Annotated in this window: 20 protein-coding genes; 14 read left to right on the top strand and 6 right to left on the bottom strand. The window is 71.9% G+C overall.

Annotated elements, in window-relative coordinates:
* Nucleotides 1-64: 64 nt before the first annotated feature.
* Nucleotides 65-841, top strand: a complete 777-nt coding sequence (ddaH, locus tag RFN52_RS34315; protein WP_184852213.1) for a dimethylargininase — start codon at nt 65-67, stop codon at nt 839-841.
* Between the two features lie 191 nt (nt 842-1,032).
* Nucleotides 1,033-2,010, top strand: coding sequence for an acyl-ACP desaturase (locus RFN52_RS34310; RefSeq protein ID WP_184852211.1), 978 nt, complete (start codon nt 1,033-1,035; stop codon nt 2,008-2,010).
* Nucleotides 2,011-2,121: 111 nt separating this feature from the next.
* Here the strand turns inward: RFN52_RS34310 and RFN52_RS34305 are convergent, their stop codons facing one another.
* Entirely contained in the window at nt 2,122-2,367 is a 246-nt protein-coding gene (locus RFN52_RS34305; protein WP_180989751.1) for a WhiB family transcriptional regulator, read from the bottom strand.
* Nucleotides 2,368-2,592: 225 nt separating this feature from the next.
* On the opposite strand from RFN52_RS34305, the gene RFN52_RS34300 reads away from it, so the two are divergent.
* Complete coding sequence (locus RFN52_RS34300; protein WP_184852209.1) at nt 2,593-3,378, top strand: VOC family protein; 786 nt, start codon at nt 2,593-2,595, stop codon at nt 3,376-3,378.
* Between the two features lie 723 nt (nt 3,379-4,101).
* Here RFN52_RS34300 and RFN52_RS34295 read toward each other — a convergent pair.
* Both RFN52_RS34295 and RFN52_RS34290 read right to left on the bottom strand, forming a co-directional pair.
* Nucleotides 4,102-5,139, bottom strand: a complete 1,038-nt coding sequence (locus tag RFN52_RS34295) for a LacI family DNA-binding transcriptional regulator (RefSeq protein WP_184852207.1) — start codon at nt 5,137-5,139, stop codon at nt 4,102-4,104.
* A gap of 94 nt (nt 5,140-5,233) precedes the next feature.
* Complete coding sequence (locus RFN52_RS34290; protein ID WP_184852205.1) at nt 5,234-6,244, bottom strand: multicopper oxidase domain-containing protein; 1,011 nt, start codon at nt 6,242-6,244, stop codon at nt 5,234-5,236.
* Nucleotides 6,245-6,433: 189 nt separating this feature from the next.
* Here RFN52_RS34290 and RFN52_RS34285 point away from each other — a divergent pair, with 189 nt between their 5' ends.
* A complete protein-coding gene (locus tag RFN52_RS34285) occupies nt 6,434-8,914 on the top strand; it encodes a ThuA domain-containing protein (RefSeq protein WP_184852204.1) in 2,481 nt (826 codons plus the stop codon).
* Nucleotides 8,915-8,958: 44 nt separating this feature from the next.
* Complete coding sequence (locus tag RFN52_RS34280; protein ID WP_184854136.1) at nt 8,959-11,103, top strand: OmpL47-type beta-barrel domain-containing protein; 2,145 nt, start codon at nt 8,959-8,961, stop codon at nt 11,101-11,103.
* Here the strand turns inward: RFN52_RS34280 and ligD are convergent.
* Nucleotides 11,090-12,121 carry a non-homologous end-joining DNA ligase gene (ligD, locus tag RFN52_RS34275; RefSeq protein ID WP_184852202.1) on the bottom strand — a complete coding sequence of 344 codons (1,032 nt, stop codon included), beginning with the start codon at nt 12,119-12,121 and terminating at the stop codon, nt 11,090-11,092. The two genes, RFN52_RS34280 and ligD, sit on opposite strands and share 14 nt — an antisense overlap.
* 73 nt (nt 12,122-12,194) lie before the next feature.
* Between ligD and RFN52_RS34270 the strand changes: the two genes are divergently transcribed.
* Nucleotides 12,195-13,259, top strand: a complete 1,065-nt coding sequence (locus tag RFN52_RS34270) for an ATP-dependent DNA ligase (protein WP_184852199.1) — start codon at nt 12,195-12,197, stop codon at nt 13,257-13,259.
* Nucleotides 13,260-13,266: 7 nt separating this feature from the next.
* Here RFN52_RS34270 and RFN52_RS34265 read toward each other — a convergent pair whose 3' ends face one another.
* Nucleotides 13,267-14,457 (bottom strand): zinc-dependent alcohol dehydrogenase, encoded by a 1,191-nt coding sequence (locus RFN52_RS34265; protein ID WP_184852197.1) that lies wholly within the window; start codon nt 14,455-14,457, stop codon nt 13,267-13,269.
* A gap of 203 nt (nt 14,458-14,660) precedes the next feature.
* On the opposite strand from RFN52_RS34265, the gene RFN52_RS34260 reads away from it, so the two are divergent.
* Complete coding sequence (locus tag RFN52_RS34260) at nt 14,661-15,638, top strand: DUF3048 domain-containing protein (protein WP_184852195.1); 978 nt, start codon at nt 14,661-14,663, stop codon at nt 15,636-15,638.
* Nucleotides 15,639-15,660: 22 nt separating this feature from the next.
* Here the strand turns inward: RFN52_RS34260 and RFN52_RS34255 are convergent, their stop codons facing one another.
* Entirely contained in the window at nt 15,661-16,125 is a 465-nt protein-coding gene (locus RFN52_RS34255) for a MarR family winged helix-turn-helix transcriptional regulator (protein WP_184852193.1), read from the bottom strand.
* Nucleotides 16,126-16,331: 206 nt separating this feature from the next.
* Here RFN52_RS34255 and RFN52_RS34250 point away from each other — a divergent pair, with 206 nt between their 5' ends.
* From RFN52_RS34250 to pcaDC, 7 genes are all read left to right on the top strand, one after another.
* Nucleotides 16,332-17,087, top strand: a complete 756-nt coding sequence (locus tag RFN52_RS34250) for a CoA transferase subunit A (protein WP_184852191.1) — start codon at nt 16,332-16,334, stop codon at nt 17,085-17,087.
* The gene (locus tag RFN52_RS34245) at nt 17,087-17,731 is read left to right on the top strand and encodes a CoA transferase subunit B (protein WP_184852190.1); all 645 of its coding nucleotides are present in this window, start codon (nt 17,087-17,089) and stop codon (nt 17,729-17,731) included. Before RFN52_RS34250 ends, RFN52_RS34245 begins: the two co-directional genes overlap by 1 nt.
* On the top strand, nt 17,728-18,930 hold the full coding sequence (locus RFN52_RS34240; RefSeq protein ID WP_184852188.1) for a thiolase family protein: 1,203 nt from the start codon (nt 17,728-17,730) through the stop codon (nt 18,928-18,930). The genes RFN52_RS34245 and RFN52_RS34240 overlap by 4 nt, the downstream gene beginning before the upstream one ends.
* A 113-nt stretch (nt 18,931-19,043) precedes the next feature.
* A complete protein-coding gene (gene pcaH / locus RFN52_RS34235) occupies nt 19,044-19,817 on the top strand; it encodes a protocatechuate 3,4-dioxygenase subunit beta (RefSeq protein WP_184852186.1) in 774 nt (257 codons plus the stop codon).
* Between the two features lie 6 nt (nt 19,818-19,823).
* Nucleotides 19,824-20,429: a protocatechuate 3,4-dioxygenase subunit alpha gene (pcaG, locus tag RFN52_RS34230; RefSeq protein ID WP_184852184.1), complete on the top strand. Its 606-nt coding sequence runs from the start codon at nt 19,824-19,826 to the stop codon at nt 20,427-20,429.
* The gene (pcaB, locus tag RFN52_RS34225; protein ID WP_184852182.1) at nt 20,426-21,718 is read left to right on the top strand and encodes a 3-carboxy-cis,cis-muconate cycloisomerase; all 1,293 of its coding nucleotides are present in this window, start codon (nt 20,426-20,428) and stop codon (nt 21,716-21,718) included. The genes pcaG and pcaB overlap by 4 nt, the downstream gene beginning before the upstream one ends.
* Nucleotides 21,715-22,833, top strand: a complete 1,119-nt coding sequence (gene pcaDC, locus RFN52_RS34220; RefSeq protein ID WP_184852180.1) for a bifunctional 3-oxoadipate enol-lactonase/4-carboxymuconolactone decarboxylase PcaDC — start codon at nt 21,715-21,717, stop codon at nt 22,831-22,833. The genes pcaB and pcaDC overlap by 4 nt, the downstream gene beginning before the upstream one ends.
* The last annotated feature ends 67 nt before the right edge of the window (nt 22,834-22,900 follow it).

Here is a 22,900-nt window from a genome sequence, read left to right as displayed (position 1 = left end):
CGGTCGATCCCGGAGGCCCCGTCGGTGCGGTCCAGACACGTCCATCCGATACGGAGTCACGCTCGTGCCCAGCAAGAAGGCCCTCGTCCGCCGCCCCAGCCCGCGCCTCGCCGAGGGGCTGGTGACCCACATCGAGCGGGAGAAGGTCGACGTCGACCTCGCCGTCGAGCAGTGGGAGGCGTACGTGGAGGCCCTGCGCACGCACGGCTGGGAGACCATCGAGGTGGACCCGGCCGACGACTGCCCGGACTCGGTGTTCGTCGAGGACACGGTCGTGATGTACCGGAACGTCGCGCTGATCGCCCGCCCGGGCGCCGACTCCCGGCGTGCGGAGACCGCCGGGGTCGAGGAGGCCGTGGCCGGTCTGGGCTGCTCGGTGAACTGGATCTGGGACCCCGGCACGCTGGAGGGCGGCGACGTCCTGAAGATCGGCGACACCGTCTACGTGGGCCGGGGCGGACGCACCAACGCCGCCGGCGTCCAGCAGCTGCGCGCCGCGTTCGAGCCGCTCGGCGCGCGGGTCGTCTCCGCGCCGGTGAGCAAGGTGCTGCACCTGAAGTCGGCGGTCACCGCACTGCCGGACGGTACGGTCATCGGACACATCCCCAAGATGGACACGCCCTCACTGTTCGCGCGCTTCCTGCCCGTCCCTGAGGAAGCGGGGTCCCACGTCGTCCTGCTCGGCGGCGACAAGCTGCTGATGGCGGCGAGCGCGCCGAAGACAGCCGAGCTGTTCGCCGACCTCGGGTACGAACCGGTCGTCGTGGACATCAGCGAGTTCGAGAAGCTGGAGGGATGTGTGACGTGCCTCTCGGTGCGGCTGCGGGAGCTGTACGTCTGACCGGAGTCGCACGTTCCCCCCTCGGTCCCTCGACCTGCGGGGTCCGGGGAGTTGACGCGCGGACGAGCGACCCCGCTGATCAGCGGCCTTTACAGCACTCTTAACCTACGGCCTCGTAACCTACGGAAACGTAGCCTACGATGCCGTAGGTTCACTGCACACCGCTCATACGTTTGTCCCCTGGAGAGTCCATGACGATCACCACTCCCCACCTCGGCAGCCCGGCCGGCGCCTGGACCGACGCTCAGCTGCTGTACGCCCTGGAGGAAGTGGTCGAGAAGGAGCTCAACCGGCATCTGAAGGTAGCCAAGGACTGGATGCCGCACGAGTACGTGCCGTGGAGCGACGGACGCAACTTCCCCGGCATCTTCGAGGACGGCGAGGCCTGGGGCAAGGAGCAGTCCAAGGTCACCGAGATCGGCCGCATCGCGCTCGTCGTCAACCTTCTCACCGAGGACAACCTGCCCAGCTACCACCACGAGATCGCCTCGCTGTTCGGCCGCGACGGCGCCTGGGGGACCTGGGTGCACCGCTGGACCGCCGAGGAGGGCCGGCACGGCATCGTCATGCGGGACTACCTGCTCACCTCGCGCGCGGTGGACCCGGACAAGCTGGAAGAGTTCCGGATGTCCCACATGGCCGAGGGCTTCGAGTCGGACAACCGGCACTCGATGCTGCACTCGGTCGCCTACGTAGCCTTCCAGGAACTCGCGACCCGCGTCTCGCACCGCAACACCGGCCACCAGTCCGGGGACCCGGTCTGCGACCGCATGCTGGCGCGCATCGCCACCGACGAGAACCTGCACATGGTCTTCTACCGGAACCTGCTGAAGGCGGCCTTCGAGCTGGCGCCCGACCTGACGATGATGGCGGTGCGCGACGTCATCGTGAACTTCCGGATGCCCGGCCACGGCATGCCCGGCTTCGAGCGGGCCGCCGCGCAGATGGCGATCGGCGAGATCTACAACATGCGCATCCACCACGACGACGTGCTCCAGCCGGTGCTGCGCTTCCTGAAGATCATGGAGATCGACGGGCTGGGCCCCGAGGGCCGCAAGGCGCAGGAGGAACTCGGTCTGTTCATGGGCGGCCTGGACTCCGAGGCGTCGAAGTTCGACGAGAAGCTGGCCGCCCGCAAGGCCCGCATGGCGGCCCGGGCCGGCGCCTGACACGCCCCGCCACCCACTGCCACGAGGCCCCGGCCGCCACGAGCGGCCGGGGCCTCGTGCGTACCGGCAGTGGACGTGAGAGGACCGGGAGGTCCCGGCCCCGCGTGGCCTCTACCGCGACACCCGCCGCAGCTCCAGCCGCTCCTTCTCCGAGAGGCCGCCCCAGACGCCGAAGCGCTCGTCGTTGTCCAGCGCGTACGCGAGGCAGGCCGCACGGATCGGGCACATACCGCAGATCCGCTTCGCCTCCCGCACCGAACTGCCCGGTTCGGGGAAGAAGAAGTCCGCCCCCGTCTGCGCGCACAACGCCTCTTGCTGCCATTCGAGTTCGGGCGAGGTGATCGTGTCGATGTGCATGACCGGAAGCGTCGCGGGCGGCGCAAAACGTTCGATCAACGCGCGATCAACACCGCGTTCCCGGGCCCCCGGCCGCCTCGATGGTGGCCCGCCGGACCGGCCGGCGCACGGCGGCGCGCGGAAGCACCGCGCAACCCGCCGCGGCGGTGTTCCGGCGGCGGATGTCACCCGGCGGTGAAAGACTCGGCAGTGCGGACGACGGGCCCCTGTGCGAGGAGGGCGACGATGCTCACCACCCGTTATATCAGCGGCGCTCCGAACTGGATCGACCTCGGCACCCCCGACATCGACGGCGCCGCCGCCTTCTACGGCGGGCTGTTCGACTGGCGGTTCCAGCCGGGCGGTCCGGAGGTCGGAGGGTACGGCCTGTTCCAGCTCGGCGGCAGGACGGCCGCCGGGGGGATGCAGACCACCGCCGAGCAGGGCCCGCCGTCCTGGACGGTGTACTTCCAGGCGCCGGACGCCGACGCCACGGCGCGCGCGGCCGAGCAGGCGCGCGGCTCGGTGGCGGTGCAGCCGATGGACGTCCAGGACCTGGGCCGGATGGCGATCCTCGCCGACCAGGCAGGAGTGACCTTCGGCCTGTGGCAGCCGGGCCGCAACGAGGGCCTGGAGGTGGTCCGGGAGCCCGGCTCGCTGTGCTGGGTCGAGCTGTACACGGCGGACGTCCCGGCCGCGGCCGCCTTCTACCACTCCGTACTGGGTCTGGAGACCTTCGGCGCCGACTTCGCCGGCGGCACGTACACCACGTTCAGTCCCGCCGGGCAAAGCGAGGACGCCATGTTCGGCGGAGTCGTCCCGCTGGCCGACGACCCGGCCGAGGAGGAGGCCTACTGGCTGCCGTACTTCGAGGTCGCCGACCCGGACGCCACCGTCGCCAGGGCCGGGGAACTGGGCGGCACGGTCCGCCTCCCCGCCACGGACCTCCCGTCCGTCGGCCGCCTGGCGAAACTCGCCGACCCGTACGGCGCCCGCTTCGCGGTGATCCGAAGCGAGCCACAGCAGGGGTGAGGCGGGCCCGGGCCCGTCACGAGAGCGGCGCCTGCCGCTGCGGCCCCCGGCGCGTCGCGCCCCGGCCTCTCCTCCCTTCCGACCCGCACGCGCTCACCGCTTCACCGCGCGGCCGGGCGGCCACGCCCACGCGACCGCAGCGGGGTCAGGGCACCGAGCGGCGGGGCGGCGACAGCACGAGCGGGACCGGGCCGGCTGCGGGCGCGGCGCCGGACGGGGCGATGCCGTGCCCGGCCGGCACCACGGCGGGCCCTGCCCGCCGGCCCGGCTTTGCGGGCGCGGGGCTCACGAGCGCCGGGCCGAGCACCCACCGGCACGGGGCTCCCAGCCACCGGGCCAAGCACCCACCAGCGCGACCCCCAGCCACCAGGCCGAGTGCCCACCGGCGCAAGGACCCCCAGCCACCGGGCCAAGCACCCACCAGCGCGACCCCCAGCCACCAGGCCGAGTGCCCACCGGCGCAAGGACCCCCAGCCACCGGGCCAAGCACCCACCAGCGCGACCCCCAGCCACCAGGCCGAGCACCCGCCGACGCGAGGACCCCCAGCCACCGACCCAAGCACCTACCAGCGCGACCCCCAGCCACCAGGCCGAGCACCCGCCGACGCGAGGACCCCCAGCCACCGACCCAAGCACCCACCAGCGCGACCCCCAGCCACCGCCCGGAACCCCCGCACCGGAAGTCCGCTGCCGCCCCCATCAACGTCGCCGCCCCGGCAGGCGCTAGGCCGACCCCCTCCGCACCAGCGTCGTGGGCAGCACCACGCTGGAGGGCGTCGCCCCGACGCCCTCCCGGGGGGCGCCCGGGTCGATGCCACGCAGCAGCAGGCGGGCCATCAGGCGGCCCATCTCCTCTATGTCCTGACGGACCGTCGTGAGGGGCGGATCGGTCTGTTCCGCCACGGGCCGCATGTCGTCGAACCCGATCACGGCCACGTCGCCGGGGACCCGGCGGCCCGACTCGCGCAGGACGCGCAGCGCCCCGGAGGCCATGAGGTCGTTGGCGGCGAACACCGCGTCCACGTCCGGGCAGCGCTCCAGGAGGTCGCGCATCGCCCGCTCGCCCCCGGCCGGGGTGAAGTCGGCCTCGGCGATCAGCCGTGGGTCGGCGTCCACCATGACGTCCCGGTAGCCGTCGAGGCGGTCCGCGGCGGAGGTCTGGTCGAGGGCGCCGGTGATGTGCGCGATGCGGGTGCGGCCGAGCCCTGCCAGGTGGCGGACGGCGTCGCGGGCACCGCCGCGGTTGTCGCTGTCGACGTAGACCACCTCGCGCCGGTCGCCGCTCCAGCCGGGCCGACCGCCGAAGACCGTCGGGACACCGGCCCGCTGGATCAGCTCCGGCAGCGGGTCGTCGAGGTGCAGGGAGAAGACGAGGGCGCCGTCGACATGTCCGCCGGCGAGGTACCTGGCGACCCGGGCGTGGTCGTCCCGGCCCTCCGTGAGCAGCAGCACGAGCTGGTTGTCGTGGGCGGTGAGTTCCTTGCTGATGCCGCGCAGCTGGAGCGCGAAGAACGGGTCGGCGAAGACCCGGGTCTCCGGTTCGGCGACGACGACCGCGACCGCGTCGTGCCGTCGGGTCACCAGGGAGCGTGCGGCCTGGTTGGGTACGTACCCGAGCTCGTCCACGGCCTTGCGGACCCGCTCCACCAGGATGTCCCGCACCCCGTCGCCGCCGTTGACCACGCGGGACACGGTGGCCCGCGAGACGCCGGCCCGGGCGGCCACGGCCTCCAGGGTGGGACGCGGGGCTGTGTCGGTCACTTCGGGGCTCCTCACCTGCGGCTGCGGATCAGGATAGCCCTGGGGCCGCAGGGTGGTGAGAGCGCTCTCGCGTGCCGCGCGGAACGGTCGCCCGTCAGTGCTCGTGGCCGCCGCCCGGCGGCTCCTCCCCGTGCTCGTGGCCGCCGCCGGCCGGTTCGTGGCCGTGCTCGTGCGGGTCGTACCCCGGAATGGTGCCGTCCGGCTTCTTCACCAGGAACAGTCCCACCATCCCCATGTCGGAGTGGCTCTGCACGTGGCAGTGGTACATCCAGGCGCCCGCGCCGACGCCCTCCCCCGCGATCACCTGGAAGCCGAACGAGTCGGCCGGGCCCGTGATCTTGTTGTCGATGACCTGACTGGGGTCCTCGGGGCCGGTCAGCATGCCGGTGCGGTTGTCCGCCCAGCGGTGACCGTGCATGTGGAACGTGTGGTAGAACTCGCCGTGCGTGATCACGACGAACTCCACGCGGTCCCCCACCGTGGCCTCGAAGTCCGGCCCCGAGTGCGGCGGCTTGTTGTTGATCCGCATGTCGTTGAAGACGACCGTGTGCGTCCGGTCCGGCAGGACGTCGCCCTTGCGGCGGACGACGACCGGGCCGAACAGGCCCTTCTGCAACCCCACCGTGCCGTGCTCGGTACCGACCACGTGGTCGTGGTAGTGCCAGTAGCCCGCGCTGCCAGCCCGCCAGGTGCCGTCCTTGCGGCGGCCGGGGGCGTGGGTGCGCCAGGTGTAGGTGCGGGTGCCGCCCGGCTCGACATGACTGCGGTTCATCTTCGTGCCGTCGCTGGTGATTTCGTAGTCGAGGCCGTGGACGTGCAGGCTCACCGCCACGTCCATGGTGTTCTCGAACTCGATGTGCAGTGTGTCGCCTTCGTTGAGTTCGATCAGGGGGCCCGGGACGGACGCCTTGCCCTTCTCCAGGCCGTAGCCCATCTGCCCGTCGGCGAGCTTCTCGGCGTACAGCTTGATGCGCTTCACCTCGCCTCCGGCGGGCGCCGTCTTCGCCGGTCCGGCGGCGCTGATGGCCTCCGGAGCCACGGACAACGATGTCGCGACGGCCGCGCCGCCCAGCAGGACCCGCCGGTTGAAGCTGCGTCTGTCCATGCGGAACTCCCCACCCTGGTAAGGCATTTACGGAGGCGTACCTGTGATGAACCTGTGCGACGGTACCGGCCGCGCTCCCGTTTATCCACACTCAAGACAAAGTTGGCGCCATCCCGGTCATAGGTATTGGCGAGCTGCGCAAAGGGGTTTAGCTTCCTTGGCGGTGTTGCTGTGACCGAGGAGGTGCCCATGCACTTACGAGGGTTGAGCAAGTCAAGACGCGTCTGGGCGGCGTCCGTCGCCGCCGGGATCGTGACCGCCGGGCTGCTGTCCGGCCCGGCCGCGAACGCGCGCCCTTACCCCGAACCCCCGTTGACAACGATGTCGATCAAGTCGCCGCCGGGCGGCGAGAACGTACGGGTGCTGATCTTCCACGGTTCCGCGGCGGCCGGGGAGGAGTCGCCGGTGGTGAACGCCGGGATCGAGGCCATCGAGGACATCGGCCTGACCGGCCCGGCGAACCGCCGTTTCAAGGTGCAGGCCACCGGTGACGCCTCGGTGTTCACCGACTCCACGAGGCTCGGCCGCTTCAACGCGATCGTGTTCCTGACCGGCGGGGGCGATGTCCTCGACGCGGAGCAGGAGGCGGGCCTGGAGGCGTACATGGAGGCCGGCGGCGGGTTCGTCGGCATCCATGACGCGGCGCGCGCGGAGCCGTACTCGGACTGGTTCACCGGTCTGGTGGGTGCCCGTCCGGCCGCCTCCAGCCCGACGGCCGTGCAGCGCGCGACCGTCGAGGTCGGCGACCGCGGGCACGTCGCCACCAAGGACCTGCCGGTGCAGTGGAAGCGCCCGGACCGGTGGCTGAACTGGGCGAAGAACCCCTCGGGCGACGTCCACACGGTGGCCCGGGTCCGCGAGTCGACCTACCAGCCGGGCTCGGGATCGAACGGCTGGGACCATCCGGTCAGCTGGTGCCGCGACTACGACGGCGGCCGTTCCTTCTACACGGGCATGGGCGGGACGGTGTCGTCGTACGACGAGACCGACTTCCGCGACCATCTGCGCGGCGCGCTGATGTGGACGACCCGTCTGGAGCAGGCCGACTGCAAGGCGACCATCAACGCCCACTACGCGGCGGAGCGGCTGACCAAGCCCAACCAGCCCGGGCAGAACGACCAGATCGGCGAGCCGCACGGGATGGTCACCGCGCCCGACGGCCGGGTGTTCTACATCGGCCGGGGCGGCGCGGACTCCTCGCAGCCCGTGATCACGGACTGGAACAACCCCGACATCGGCAAGGGCAAGGGCGAGATCCACGTCTACGATCCGAAGACCAAGCAGGTCACCCTGGCCGGCGCGCTCACCGTCTTCGGCAACAAGGGCGGCGGCGACGAACTGGTCAAGGTCGAGGAGGGGCTCCTCGGCATCGAGCTGGACCCCGGGTTCGCGCAGAACGGCTGGGTGTATCTGCACTACACGCCGCACGAGCGGATCAACCGCGAGACGCGGATGGCGGAGCGGCGGGTCTCCCGGTTCACGCTCGACCGGGCCACGAACAGGCTGGACCTCTCCAGTGAGAAGGTCCTGCTGAAGTGGCCGGTGCAGATCCACAGTTGCTGCCACGCGGGCGGCGGGATGGCCTGGGACTCCAAGGGCAACCTGTACATCGCCACGGGTGACAACAACTCCAGCGGGTTCACCAGCGGCTACTCGGGCAACAATCCGCAGCCGAACTACAAGGGCGTCTCCTTCGCGGACGCGCGCCGCACCGCGGGCAACACCAACAACCTCAACGGCAAGATCCTGCGCATCCACCCGGAGCCGGACGGGACGTACACGCTCCCCGCCGGCAATCTCTTCACCGGGAAGGAGCCCGACGAGGGCGGTGGCAAGACGCGCGGCGAGATCTATGTGATGGGCGTGCGCAACCCGGCGCGCATCTCCGTCGACAAGTCGACCGACGTGCTCTACGCGGGCTGGGTCGGCCCGGACGCGAGCGCGCCCTCGACGACCTGGGGCCCGGCGAAGTACGACACGTTCGCCGCCATCACCGGGGCGGGCAACCGCGGCTGGCCGTACTGCATGGGCAACAAGCAGCCCTACCGGGACCGCAATCTGCCGGACCCGTCCAAGCCGCTGGGCTGGTACGACTGCGACCACCCGAAGAACGAGTCGCCGAACAACGACGGCCTGGTCAACCTGCCGCCGGTGACCGGCAACAACATCTGGTACTCGCCCTCGGGCGGCGGCCCCGACTACCCGCGCGACGCGAACGGCGTCCCGTCGTACAAGCCGGCGGAGGCCACGTACCGGCTGCCCTGGCTGAAGGGCGGCGGGCAGGCCGCGATGAACGGGCCGGTCTACCGCTACGGCACGGTCGCGGCGGACAGCGCCGTGAAGTGGCCGGCGTACTGGGACGGCAAGTGGTTCGTCGGTGACTTCTACGACGCCGACCAGCCGCGCAACGCGGTGCTCATGGACCCGAAGACGCAAGGCGACGGCGGTCTGCCGGTGCACGCGGAGTCGCTGAAGAAGATCGTGCCGGTCGGCAACGACGGCATCAAGAACCTCATGGACTGGAGGTTCGGTCCGGACGGCGCGCTGTACGTCCTCGACTACGGGCGCGGCTTCTTCACCTCGGACTCCAAGTCGGCCCTGTGGCGGGTCACCTACAAGGGCGGCGGGCCCACCCCGGCCGCCGGTCAGCTGGCGAGGGGGAGCGAGTGATCCGGCACCGAAGAGTCTGGGCCGCCCTGCTGGCCGCCCTGCTGATGCTGCTCGGCGTGCAGGCGCTGCCCGCCGCCGGGCAGCCCGACGGAGAAGCCCCCGACCAGGTGCTCACCTGGACGGCCGGCAACGACATCGACAAGTACCTCTCGGCGCCGAAGACCGCGGTCGCCGGCACGGCCACGATCGTCTTCGAGAACAGCGCGGCCACCGGCAACACCACGGGCATGCCGCACACGCTGACGTTCGTGACCAGCGACCCCGAGTTCAACGACGACGTGCAGCTCAACATCCTGGCCAACCCGAACGACGCCCAGGGCGGCAAGCACACCGCCCAGGTCACGCTCACGCCCGGCCGGTACTTCTACCACTGCACGATCCCCGGCCACGGCCAGATGCAGGGCATCCTGACGGTGACCGAGGGCACCGGCGAGGACACCACGGCGCCCGAGGCGTCGGCGCACGTGAGCGGCACGCAGAACACACAGGGCCAGTACGTCGGTTCGGCGAGCGTGACGCTGCACGCCACCGACGAGGGCGGCTCCGGCGTCGACCGGATCGAGTACGCGATCGGCGAGGCGGGTGCCTGGCAGCCGTACACCACGCCGGTCGTCGTCGACCAGGTCGGCAGCCATCAGGTCCGCTACCGGGCGTTCGACAAGGCGGGGAACGTCTCCGCGGAGAAGAGCGCCGCGTTCACGGTCGTCGCTCCCCAGTCGGACGACACAACCGCGCCGGAGACCTCGGCGACGGTGAGCGGTGAGCGCGACGCCGACGGGGCGTACATCGACATGGCGACGGTCACCGTCTCGGCCTCCGACACGGGCTCCGGGGTCAACACCATCGAGTACGCGGTCGGTTCGGGTGCCTGGCAGCCGTACACCGCACCCGTGATGGTGCACCAGGTGGGCGAGCACACCGTCCGCTACCGCGCCACCGACAAGGCGGGCAACGTGGCGGCGGAGAAGAGTGTGCGGTTCACGGTGGCCGCCGCGCCGCCGCAGGACACCACACCCCCGGTGACGGGTGTGACCGTGGAGGGCACGAAGAACTCCGCCGGGGCGTACGTCAACAGCGCCCGGGTGACCGTCACGGCGACCGACGCGCACGGCTCGGGCGTCGAGAGGATCGAGTACTCGCTGGACGGCGGGCCGTACCTCGCCTACTCGGCACCGGTGGTGGTCGACCGGGCGGGTGCGCACACCGTGGCCTACCGGGCGACGGACAAGGCCGGGAACACCGCGGCGGCCCGTACGGTGACCTTCACGGTCGTCTCCGGGCAGGTCCCGGCGCCGGACTGCCCCGAGTACGACGAGCGGCTGACGGTGTTCGTCGGCACGGCCGACTCCGGGGTGCGCAACCGGGTGACCGACAACCGGTGCCGGATCGGCGAGCTGATCGAGGACGAGAAGGAGTGGACGTCCCAGGCGCTGTTCCTCAAGCACGTGACGTCCGTTCTCGACGCATTGCTGAAGGAAGGCGTGCTCGACCAGCGGGAGACCAGGGCCATCCGGAAGGCGGCCCGCGAGTCGGGCATCGGCAGGCCGGGGCAGACCGAGGGCTACCGGGCGCTGTTCGACGGCACCGCGGGGTCCCTCGCCCAGTGGCAGCAGGTGGGCGGCGGTTCGTTCGGGCTGAACCCGGACGGGACGATCACCTCCAGCACCACGACGCCCGGCATGGGCATGCTGTGGTTCCCGCAGCGCAAGTACGGCGACTTCTCGCTGAAGCTCCAGTGGCGTGACGACGCACCCGGCACCGGCAACGCCAACTCCGGTGTCTTCGTGCGCTTCCCGTGGGTCCACGACCACCCCGAGGAGTCCCGCCCGGAGTGGGTCGCCATCAAGTACGGGCACGAGGTGCAGGTGCTCGACCGGCCCGACGGCGACATGTACAAGACGGGGTCGGTCTACGGCTTCGACCGGGTCGGTCTCGCCGGCGCGGGCGTGACGCAGAAGGGCACCTGGAACGACTACGAGATCCGTGTGGAGGGCCAGCACTACTCGGTGTTCCGCAACGGTGTGCTGATCAACGAGTTCGACAACACCGGCGGCCAGGAGTTCAGCCCGCCGCGCTCGGACGACCCGGGCACGGACGGGCGGCGGTTCGCCTCCGGCTACATCGGGCTCCAGGTGCACGGCACGACGGATGTCGTCTCGTACCGGGACATCCGGATCAAGGAGCTGTAGGAGGCTCCTTCTCCTTGCGGGCCCTGCTCGGCTGTACCCGCCTGGGCTCCCCCGGCATCTTCGGATACTCGGGCGGGTACGGCAGATCGCCCAGCCCGTGGTCGTGCTCGTCGCGGCGGGCGAGGTCGAGCAGGGCTTCCAGGGAGTAGCGCTTGTCGTCCATGTCCGCGTGCACGTCGCCGAGTTCGGCGAAGCGCGCGGGCATGGTCGCGAGGTCGAAGTCCTGGGGGTGCGCGACGCCGACCTCGTCCCAGCTCAGGGGTGCGGAGACGGGGGCGTGCGGGCGGGGGCGCACGGAGTAGGCGGAGGCGATCGTGCGGTCGCGTGCCGTCTGGTTGTAGTCGATGAAGATGCGTCTGCCCCGCTCCTCCTTCCACCACTTGATGGTCACGTGCTCGGGCATCCGCCGTTCCATCTCCCGGCCGACGGCGATGGCGGCGCGGCGGACCTGGGTGAAGGTCCAGCGCGGCTCGATAGGCACGAAGACGTGCAGGCCGCGGCCTCCCGAGGTCTTGGGGAAGCCGCGCAGGCCGCCGAACTCGTCGAGCACCGCGCGCAGTTCGTGGGCGGCGCGGGCGGCGTCGTCGTAGTCGGTGCCGGGCTGCGGGTCGAGGTCGATGCGGAGTTCGTCCGGGTGGTCGACGTCGTCGCGGCGTACCGGCCAGGGGTGGAAGGTGAGGGTGCCGAACTGGGCGGCCCACACCACGGCACCGGCCTCGGTGGGGCACATCTCGTCGGCGCTGCGGCCGCTGGGGAAGGTGATGTGCGCGGTCGGGATCCAGTCGGGCATGTTCTTCGGCGCCCGCTTCTGGAAGAAGTTCTCGCCGTTCACCCCCTCGGGGTAGCGCTCCAGGGTGGTCGGCCGGTCGCGCAGGGCGCGCAGGATGCCGGGGCCGACGGCGATGTAGTAGCGCGCCAGGTCCAGCTTGGTGAAGCCGCGCTCGGGAAAAAACATCTTGTCCGGGCTGGACAGCCGTACCGTCCGGCCGTCCACCTCCAGCTCCACCGCGTCACCCATGCCGCCACCGTAGGCGTCGCCCGCATACCTCGCACATCGGGCATTCGGTTGGATGCCGGCGCAGAATCGATCCATGGATCTGCCGGTGATGCCCCCCGTCCTGCCGATGCTCGCCAAGTCCGTGGCGGCGATCCCCGCGGGCATGCAGTACGAGGCGAAGTGGGACGGGTTCCGGGCGATCGTTTTCCGCGACGGGGACGAGGTCGAGCTGGGCAGCCGCACCGGGAAGCCTCTGACCAGGTACTTTCCCGAGCTGGTGGCGGCTGCGCGGGAGCGGTTGCCGGAGCGGTGCGTGGTGGACGGGGAGATCGTGATCGCGCGGGAAGGGCATCTGGACTTCGACGCGCTGACGGAGCGGATCCACCCGGCGGACTCGCGGGTGCGGATGCTGGCGGAGCGGACCCCGGCGTCGCTCGTCGTGTTCGATGTGCTGGCGCTGGGGGACGAGTCGCTGATGGACACGCCGCTGACCGAGCGGCGGGAGCGGCTGGCCGGGGCGCTGTCCGGGGTGCGGGCCCCGGTGCACCTGGCACCGGCGACCACCGACATCGAGGTGGCGCGGCAGTGGTTCGAGGAGTACGAGGGGGCGGGACTGGACGGGGTCATCGCCAAGCCGCTGACCGTGCGCTACCGGCCGGACCAGCGCGCCATGTTCAAGATCAAGCACGAGCGGACGGCGGACGTCGTGGTCGCCGGGTACCGGCTGCACAAGAGCGGCCCGGTCGTCGGTTCGCTCCTGCTCGGCCTGTACGACGACCGCGGGACCCTCCAGCACGTGGGTGTCTCCGCCGCCTTCACGATGAAGCGGCGTGCCGAGCTGGTGGAGGAGCTGGAGCCGCTGCGCCTGGACGACGTGACGGGGCATCCGTGGGCGGCCTGGTCCGAGGAGGCCGCCCACGAGACGGCCCGGCTGCCGGGGGCACCGAGCCGCTGGTCGGGCCGCAAGGACCTGTCGTGGGTGCCGCTCAGGCCGGACCGGGTGGCCGAGGTGGCGTACGACCACATGGAGAACGGGCAGCGCTTCCGGCACACCGCCCGTTTCCGCCGCTGGCGCCCGGACCGGACCCCCCGGAGCTGCACGTACGCGCAGTTGGAGGAGCCGGTCCGCTACGACCTGGCGGAGATCCTCGGCGGCTAGCAGCGCCTCACGGCTGCATCAGGACCTTGACCGCGCCGTCCTGCTTGCGCTGGAACATCTCGTACGCGTGCGGGGCCTCGGACAGCGACACCCGGTGGGTGGCGAAGTCGTCCACGCCGAGGGGGTCCTCGTCGGTGAGGTACGGGAGGATGTCGTCGCTCCAGCGGCGGACGTTGGCCTGGCCCATCCTCATCTGGATCTGCTTGTCGAACAGGGTGAGCAGCGGCAGCGGGTCCGCCATGCCGCCGTAGACGCCGGACAGCGAGATGGTGCCGCCGCGGCGCACCAGGTCGATGGCGGTGTAGAGCGCGGCGAGGCGGTCGACGCTGAAGCGCTCGGCGATGGGGGCGCCGATCTTGCGGGGCAGGATCGCCGCGGCGTTCTGCACCATGCGCGCGGCCGCACTGCCGTGGGCCTCGGTGCCGACGGCGTCGATCACGGCGTCGGGTCCGCGGCCGTCGGTCTGGTCGCGGATCGCCTCGACGAGTTCCTTCTCGTCGTCGAAGGACCTCAGGTCGAAGGTCTCCACGCCCCGTGCCTTCGCCCGGCGCAGCCGCTCCGGGACGAGGTCGACGCCGAACACCCGGCCGGCGCCCTGCACCTGGGCGACGCGGCAGGCCATGTCGCCGATGGGGCCGAGGCCGAGCACGGCGACGCTGCCGCCCTGCGGGACGCCGGCGTAGGCGACCGCCTGCCAGGCGGTGGGCAGGACGTCGGAGAGATAGACGAAACGGTCGTCGGGCGGGCCCTCGGGGACCTTGATCGGGCCGAACTGTGCCTGCGGTACGCGCAGGTACTCGGCCTGGGCGCCCGGCACCGCGCCGTACAGGCGGGTGTAGCCGAACAGGGCGGCGCCCATGCCCTCGCCCTGCACCTGGGTGGTCTCGCACTGCGTGGGCAGGCCGGTCAGGCACATCCAGCAGTTGCCGCAGGCGATCTGGAACGGCACCACGACCCGGTCCCCCACCTGCAGGTCCGGGACACCGGCGCCGACCTCCTCGACGATGCCCATCGGTTCGTGGCCGAGGATGTCGCCCGGGGTCATGAACGGGGTGAGCACTTCGTACAGGTGCAGGTCGGACCCGCACAGCCCGGTGGAGGTGATGCGGATGACCGCGTCCGTCGGCTCCTGGATCGTCGGATCGGGCACGTTCTCCACCCGCACGTCCCGCTTGCCCTGCCAGGTCACTGCCCTCATCGCCTCGCGCTCCCTCCGTCAGCGTGCGCGTCGGTCGTACGGCGGGGCCCGGGTACCCGGACGCCCGGCGCTGAACCTTGGGCCGATCGACGGACGCCCCTGAGACACTTCCTCGCCAAGACGATCAGCTATGGCCATCACTGTTCAGATAAGCGCACAATCAAGGTAGATCGATGACATAAGGCGCGGTGTCGACGGTGGGCATGGGACGAGGGACGCGTGGACGGCACGCCGCGACGACGGTGGCACTGCTGGCCGCCACGGTGACGGTCGCCCTGACGGCGGGCTGCACGAGCGAGGGCGGACCGGGCGACGACGGACGGGCACCGGAGGAGTCGAAACAAGGAACGTCCCCCTCGGCGACCGGCCCCTCCGCCCTCGCCGTCAAGATCGACAACGCCGCCGCCGCCCGTCCGCACACGGGCCTGGACGCCGCGGACGTGGTCTACGCCGAGCAGGTCGAGGGCGGGCTGAGCCGGCTGATGGCGGTGTACGCGACCCGGCTGCCGGAGACGGTCGGGCCGGTGCGCAGCGCACGCGAGTCGGATCTGGAACTCCTGCGCCAGTTCGACAGCCCCACGCTCGCCTTCTCCGGCGCGCAGAAGAAGCTCCTGCCGCTGATCGACAAGGCACCCCTGCGGGCGGAGACGCCCGGCAGCTCCGCCGACGCCTTCTTCCGGGGCTCCGGAAAGCCCGCCCCGCACAACCTCTACCTGCGGCCCGGGCAGATCCTGTCCGAGACCCCCGGCCAGGCCGCCCTGACCACCGGTTTCCGCTACGGCCCGGCACCCGAGGGCGGCACGGCGACGGATTCCCGGGCGGTGCGCTACCCGGCGGCCCGGTTCACCTTCACCTGGTCCGACTCCCGCGACCGGTGGCTGGTCGGCATGGACGGCGCGCCCGCGACGACGGCCGACGGGAAGCGGATGACGGCCGCGACGGTCGTCGTGCAGTACGTGAACGTGCGCGAGTCCGCCTTCCAGGACTTCCTCGGCAACAACACGCCGTACACCGAGACGGTCGGCTCGGGCAAGGCGACGGTGCTGCGCGACGGGCGGGCCTGGGACGTGGACTGGAAGCGGGAGAAGGCCCCGGACGGCACCTCGTTCACCACCGGCGACGGCACTCCGGTGAACTTCGCGAAGGGCCAGGTATGGGTGGTGTACTCCAAGACGCCCTGACGGCCCGCCCGGGCCGCGTCCGTCAGCGGGGCGCCACCAGGGGCTCCTCGGGATTGCGCAGCCCCTCGGCCGCGTCCGCGACCCGCCGTATGAGATCGAAGAACACCGTCCGCTCGTCGGCCGTCAGCGGGGCGAGGAACACCTGGTTCATCCGGGCGGTGCGCACGGTCAGCCTGCGGTGCGTGCGCTCCCCCTCGTCCGTGAGGTGCAGCAGGGAGCGGCGGCCGTCCTGCGGGTCGCGGACCTTGTCGAGCAGGCCGCGCCGGCTGAGCCGGCTGATCACCTCGGCGATGGTGGACCGGTCGAGCCCCACCCGCTCCCCCACCGTGCGCTGGTCCAGGCCGGGCTCCGCGACGAGGGTGTTGAGGACCGCGAACTGGGGTGAGGTGATCTCCTCCGAGACCATCGCGTTCCACAGCAGGTAGTGCGCCTGCTGAAGCCGCCGGGCCAGGTGCCCGGGGTGGGTGGTGAGGTCAGCGGCCGCCATGTGCACCCCTCGGTTGTTTTCGTTGGTGCACTGAACAATACTCACTGCGCGGGACACTGTCTGCTGCGTGCACAAAGGTTCGCAGACGCATCTGCCGAGGTCTTGACGCCCCTCGATCCCGATGGCAGCGTGAGGGTCAGCTCGCGGAAATACTCAGTGCCCTGATTAATTTGGTCAGGTCGCTCGGAAGAGATGGGGCTCCTCGGATGGACAAGGTGGTCGCCACAGCCCTGGAGGCGGTGGCCGACGTGCCGGACGGCGCGTCGCTCGCGGTGGGTGGTTTCGGGCTGAGCGGTGTGCCGAACGTGCTGATCGGGGCGCTGTACGAGCGCGGCGTTGCCGGGCTGTCGGTGGTGTCCAACAACTGCGGGGCGATGGAGTCGGGCCTCGCGGTGCTGCTGGCCGCCGGCCGGATCGCCCGGGTCACCGGGTCCTACATCGGCGCCAACAAGGAGTTCGCCCGGCAGTACCTGGCCGGGGAGCTGGAGGTCGAGCTGATCCCGCAGGGCACGCTGGCCGAGCGGCTGCGGGCCGGCGGCGCCGGGATCCCCGCCTTCTACACCCCGGCCGGCGTCGGCACCCAGGTCGCCGACGGCGGGCTGCCCTGGCGCTACGACGGTGAGGGCGGCGTCGCGCTCGCCTCGCCGCCGAAGGAGGTCAGGGAGTTCGACGGCACGGAGTACGTGCTGGAGCGGGGCATCCGCACGGACTTCGCCCTGGTCCGGGCCGCCAAGGGCGACCGGCACGGCAACCTCGTCTTCAACAAGTCCTCCCGGAACTTCAACCCGCTGGCCGCGATGGCCGGGCGGGTCACGGTCGCCGAGGTGGAGGAGCTGGTGGAGCCCGGCGAGATCGACCCGGACGCGGTGCACCTGCCGGGCATCTTCGTGCAGCGGGTGCTCGCGCTCACCCCGGAGCAGGCGGCGGACAAGAAGATCGAGCAGCGGACGGTGAGGTCCTGATGGCCTGGACGCGCGAGGAGATGGCCGCACGGGCGGCGCGGGAGCTGCGGGACGGCCAGTACGTCAATCTCGGCATCGGCCTGCCCACGCTCATCCCCAACTACCTCCCCGAGGGCGTCGAAGTCGTCCTCGAATCGGAGAACGGCATCCTGGGCACCGGCCCCTACCCCACCGAGGACGCCGTCGACCCCGACCTGATCAACGCCGGGAAGGAGACGGTGACGGTCCTGCCGGGCGCGTCCTTCTTCGACTCGGCGCTGTCGTTCTCGATGATCCGGGGCGGGCACATCGACGTCGCCGTGCTCGGCGCCATGCAGGTGTCCGAGCGGGGCGACCTGGCCAACTGGGCCGTCCCCGGCAAGCTGATCACCGGCATCGGCGGGGCGATGGACCTGGTGCACGGCGCCCGCACGGTCATCGTGGTGATGACGCACACCGCCAAGGACGGCTCCCCCAAGATCCTCACCGAGTGCGCCCTGCCGCTGACCGGCAAGGGGTGCGTGAACCGGATCATCACCGACCTGGGCGTCCTCGACGTCACCGACGGCGGCCTCGTCCTGGTCGAGACCGCGCCGGGCGTGACCGCCGAGGAGATCGTCACCAGGACCGATGCCGAACTGACCGTGCCGGAGGGCCTGAAGTGAAGGACGTCTACATCGTCGACGCGGTCCGCACGCCCGTCGGCCGCTACAACGGAAGCCTCGCGAGCGTGCGTCCGGACGACCTGGCCGCGCACGCCGTCCGCGAACTCCTCGCCCGCACACCGGAACTGGACCCGGCCCGGGTCGAGGACGTGTACTTCGGCAACGCCAACGGGGCCGGCGAGGAGAACCGCAACGTCGGCCGGATGGCCGCGCTGCTCGCCGGTCTGCCCACGTCCGTGCCGGGCATGACGGTCAACCGGCTCTGCGCGTCCGGCCTGGAGGCCGTGATCCAGGCGGCCCGGGCCATCGCCCTCGGCGACGCGTCCGTCGTGCTGGCCGGCGGCGTCGAGTCCATGACCCGCGCGCCGTACGTCCTGCCGAAGAGCGACAAGGCCTTCCCGGCCGGGCACACCGAGCTGTACTCGACGACGCTCGGCTGGCGGATGGTCAACCCGCGCATGGAGCCGCAGTGGACGATCCCGCTGGGCGAGTCGGCCGAACTCATCGCGGACAAGCACAAGATCGGCCGGGAGCAGCAGGACGAGTTCGCCCTGCGCAGCCACGAGAAGGCGGCGCGGGCGCAGGCCGAGGGCCTGTTCGACGCCGAGCTGGCGTCCGTGGCGATCCCGCAGCGCAAGGGCGAGCCGGTGGTCTTCGCCACCGACGAGTGCGTCCGTCCGGACGCCTCCCTGGCGGCGATGGCCAGGCTGAAGCCGTCCTTCCGCGCGGAGGGCGGCACGGTGACGGCGGGCAACGCCTCGCCCCTGAACGACGGCGCGTCGGCACTGCTGCTCGTCGACGAGGAGGGGCTGAGGGCGACGGGCCGCGAGCCGCTCGCCCGCGTCCGTGCGCCGGGTGTCTCGGCGACCGACCCGCACTACTTCGGGTTGGCGCCCGTGGAGGCGGTCAACCGGGCGCTGGTCAAGGCGGGCAGGGGGTTCGACGACCTGTCCGTGCTGGAGCTGAACGAGGCGTTCGCGGCTCAGGTGCTGGGGTGTGTGGCCGAGTGGCCCGAGTTCGACCCGTCGATCCTCAATCCGCAGGGCGGAGCGATCGCGCTGGGGCATCCGCTCGGTGCGTCCGGGGCCCGGCTCGCCGGGACGGTCGCCCATCAGCTCGCTCGGCGGGGCAGCGGCGTCGGTGTCGCCACGCTGTGCATCGGGGTGGGCCAGGGGCTCGCCCTCGTCCTCGAACGCTAGACGTTCGGCTGCGGGCCGCATGTGGCTGGTCGCGCCCGCGCGGCGGAGCCGCATATCGATCCAGCCCCGCGCCCCTTTCGGGGCGCGCCCCTCAAGCACTCCCAGGGACCCCCATGACTCTCACGCAACACGACATCGACCAGGAGATCGCAGCCAAGCACGCCGCGTACGGGAAGCGCCTCGCCGACGGCGGGCCCGTCGAGCACCAGCCGCGCCGCGACTACGCGCCGTACCGGTCCTCGGTGCTCCGGCACCCCAAGCAGCCGCCGGTCACGATCGACGCCGGCAAGGACCCCGAGCTGGTGGAGCTGTTCTCCCCCGCCTTCGGGGAGCGGGACATCACCGACATCGACAACGACCTCACCCGGCAGCACGCCGGGGAGCCCATCGGTGAGCGCATCACCGTCTCCGGCCGGCTCCTGGACCGCGACGGCCGCCCGGTGCGCGGCCAGCTCGTGGAGATCTGGCAGGCCAACTCGGCGGGCCGCTACGCCCATCAGCGCGAGCAGCACGACGCGCCGCTGGACCCCAACTTCACCGGTGTGGGGCGCACGCTCACCGACGACGACGGCCGGTACCGCTTCACCACCGTCCAGCCGGGCCCGTACCCGTGGCGCCAGCACGTCAACGCCTGGCGGCCCGCGCACATCCACTTCTCGCTGTTCGGCACGGCGTTCACCCAGCGGCTCGTGACGCAGATGTACTTCCCGAGCGACCCGCTGTTCCCCTACGACCCGATCATCCAGTCCGTGACGGACGACGCGGCCCGCCAGCGACTGGTCGCGACGTACGACCACAGCCTGTCGGTGCCGGAGTTCTCGATGGGCTACCACTGGGACATCGTGCTGGACGGCCCGCAGGCCACCTGGATCGAAGAAGGGCGCTGACCAGCCATGACGAGGATCGACACCAGCCGGCCGGACAGCGTGCTGCCCACCCCCTCGCACACCGTCGGCCCGTTCTACGGCCACGCCCTGCCGTTCCGCGGGGGCGAGGACATCGCGCCCCTCGGCCATCCGGACACGGTCACCGTGCACGGATACGTCACCGACGGCGAGGGCGACCCGCTGCCGGACGCCCTGATCGAGCTGTGGGGCCCGGACCCCGACGGCAACCTGCCGACGGCCGACGGCTCGATGCGGCGTGACCCGGCCTCGGGCGGCTTCCTCGGGCGCAACGGCGTGGAGTTCACGGGCTGGGGGCGGATCCAGACCGACGCGAACGGCCACTGGTACGCGCGGACGCTGCGGCCCGGCGCCCGCGGGCGGAACGCCCCGTACCTCAGCGTGTGCGTGTTCGCGCGGGGGCTGCTCGTGCACCTGTACACCCGGATCTACCTGCCCGGCGACGCGGCGGTGCTCGCCACCGATCCGCTGCTGTCCGGGCTGGAGGACGCCCGCCGCGACACGCTGATCGCCGCGGAGGAGGGGGACGGCACGTACCGTTTCGACATCCGCCTTCAGGGCGAAGGCGAGACGGTCTTCCTGGAGTTCCAGTGACATCTCCCTCTGGTGACACCGCCCTGCTCGCCCCCGGGTGGGCCGGTTCGGCGGCCGCGGCGGCCACCGGCGACCACGCGTATCTGCGGGCGCTGCTGGACGCGGAGGCCGCGCTGACCCGCGCGCAGGCCGCCCTGGGGCTCGCCCCGGCCGCGGCGGCGACGGCGGTGACCGAGGCAGCCGGCGGCGCCTTCGACGCGGTCTCCCTCGCCGGGCGGGCCCGGGCGGGCGGCAACCCCGTCATCCCGCTGGTAGCGGATCTCACGAAGGCCGTGGGCGAGCCGTACGGCCCCTACGTCCACCGGGGCGCGACCAGCCAGGACATCCTGGACACGGCGACGATGCTGGTCGCCGCACGGGCCCTCGACCCGGTCCTCGCCGACCTGGGCCGCACCGAACAGGCCCTCGCCCGGCTGGCCGCCGAGCACCGCGACACCGCGATGCCGGGGCGGACCCTCACCCAGCACGCCGTACCGACCACGTTCGGCCTGAAGGCGGCCGGGTGGCGGTCGCTGGTGCTGGACGCGCGGGACCGGGTGAAGGCCGTCCGGGAGTCGTTGCCCGCCCAACTCGGCGGTGCGGCGGGGACGCTGGCGGCCTTCGGGGCGTACGGCGCGAGCGATCCGGCCGCGCTGCCGGAGGCGTACGCCCGGGAACTCGGGCTGCGGGCGCCCGATCTGCCCTGGCACACCCTGCGGACGCCGATCGGCGATCTCGCCGGATGCCTGGCCTTCACCGCCGGGGCGCTCGGCAAGGTCGCCGTGGACGTCCTGACGCTGTCGCGCACCGAGATCGCCGAAGTCGCCGAGGGCAGCGGCGGGGGTTCGTCCGCCATGCCGCACAAGTCCAATCCCGTACGGTCCACCCTGATCGCCTCCGCAGCGCGGCGGGCACCGCAGCTCGCGGCCACGCTGTACGGGTCCATGGCCGCCGAGGACGAGCGTCCGGCCGGGGCCTGGCACGCCGAGTGGGAGCCGCTGCGGGACCTCCTGCGGCTGGTCGGCGGGGCCGCCCGGGACGCCGCCGAACTGGCGGAGGGACTGCGGGTCAGGCCCGAGGCCATGCGTGAACACCTGGACCTCACCCACGGGTTGATCGTCTCCGAGCGGCTGTCCGCCGAACTGGCCCCGGTGCTGGGCCGGGCCCGCGCCAAGGAACTCCTCACCCGGCTGGCCGCGGCGGGGCGCCCGCTCGCCGAGGCGCCGGAACTGACGGACGTCGACCTCGACCCGACCCACTACACGGGCTCCGCCGGGGCCCTCACCGACCGTGCCCTGGAGCGACGTTGACCCTCCTGAACCACCGTGCCGAAGGCCCCTCCTCCGCTCCCCCGCTGCTGCTCGGGCCCTCACTCGGCACGTCGTACGCCCTGTGGGACGAGGTGGCGCCCGAGCTGTCGATCAGCCATCGGGTGGTCCGCTGGGACCTGCCGGGGCACGGCGGTTCGGCGGCCGGCCTCATCAAGGCGGGCGCGACGGTCGGCGACCTCGCCGGGCTGGTGCTGGCGCTCGCCGACTCGCTCGGCATCGAGCGATTCGGGTACGCGGGCGTGTCGCTGGGCGGGGCCGTGGGGCTGCATCTCGCCGTGCACCATCCCGAGCGGCTGTCGTCCCTGGCCGTGATCTGCTCGTCGGCGCACTTCAACGGTTCCAGGCCCTGGGAGGAGCGGGCCGCGCTGGTGCGGCGCGAGGGGCTCGCCGCTCTGGCGGAGAACGCCGACGCGCGCTGGTTCGCCGGTGACTTCACCGTGCCACGCCTGGTCCGGGACCACCGGGACGCCGACCCGGAGGCGTACGCCGCCTGCTGTGACGCGCTCGCCGCGTTCGACCTGCGGGACCGGCTCGCGGAGATCGCCGTACCGACCCTGCTGGTCGCGGGCCGCGAGGATCCGGCGACACCCCCTTCGCATCTGCGGGAGATCGCCGACGCCGTTCCGGGTGCGACGCTCGTGGAGCTGCCGGGCGCCTCGCACCTGGCGCCCGCGCAGTGCCCGGAGGCGGTGCTGACCGCCCTGCGCGCCCACCTCGGCCAGGGCGCCTCCCGGGGCATGGCGGTACGGCGCGAGGTGCTGGGCGACGCCCACGTCGACCGGGCGCAGGACCGGCAGACACCGTTCACGGCCCGCTTCCAGGACTTCATCTCGCGCTACGCCTGGGGCGAGATCTGGACCGACCCGACGCTCTCACGCCGCGAGCGCAGCATGATCACCCTCACCGCCCTGGTCGCGCACGGCCACTACGACGAGCTGGCCATGCACGTCCGCGCGGCCCGCCGCAACGGCCTCACCCCGGAGGAGATCGGCGCGGTGCTGCTCCAGACGGCGGTGTACTGCGGGGTGCCGGCGGCGAACTCGGCGTTCGCGACGGCGCAGCGGGTGCTGGCGGAGGAGGACGGCACCTCTTGAGGGCCGGCGCGTGCGTCACGCCGGGCCTCGGCCGTCACGTCGCCTCCGCCGCCGATCCGCGCCCGAC

Origin of the sequence: Streptomyces collinus, from assembly GCF_031348265.1 — a bacterium.
Classification (GTDB): Bacteria; Actinomycetota; Actinomycetes; order Streptomycetales; family Streptomycetaceae; genus Streptomyces; species Streptomyces collinus.
Note: the sequence above shows the minus strand (reverse complement) of the source record. Positions and strands in the feature narration are given on the sequence as shown.